Source organism: Oleiphilus sp. HI0086, assembly GCF_001635225.1.
Map to the genome: position 1 here is coordinate 1 of NZ_LWFZ01000423.1, position 431 is coordinate 431.

Genomic DNA, 431 nt, shown 5'->3' on the forward strand with positions numbered 1-431 from the left:
CAGCCGATGTTCTTACTCCCGGCACTCACGGTTCTACCTTCGGCGGAAACCCTCTTGGCTGTGCAGCTGCACTAGCGACAATCAATGAAATTACAAGCCATAAGCTTTGTGATAGAGCATCTGTTCTCGGAGAACGCATTCTTAAAGAACTTGAGAATGAACTTTTGGCAGCTAACTACGTTGCTGATATTCGCGGCAGGGGCTTAATGATCGGCATTGAACTGACCGAACCTTGCCTAGAGCTCGTTCCACTAGCCAAGGCAAAAGGCTTACTATTGAACGTCACTTCCGAAAAAGTGATTCGACTTCTACCGGCACTGAATATGAGTGACGACGAGTGTGAATTCTTAATTGACGCCGTCGTACAAATCATTCGCCTATATTCTGCCGACGATCGCAGCAGGCCCCGCTCTTAACTGGGCAGGAAACAC

General features: G+C 48.5%; 1 protein-coding gene. It reads left to right on the forward strand.

Features of this window, described 5'->3' with window-relative positions; translation table 11 throughout:
- On the forward strand, nt 1–416 hold a 416-nt coding region (locus A3756_RS05215), incomplete at its 5' end, for an aminotransferase class III-fold pyridoxal phosphate-dependent enzyme (protein ID WP_156490290.1).
- Nucleotides 417–431: the final 15 nt, after the last annotated feature.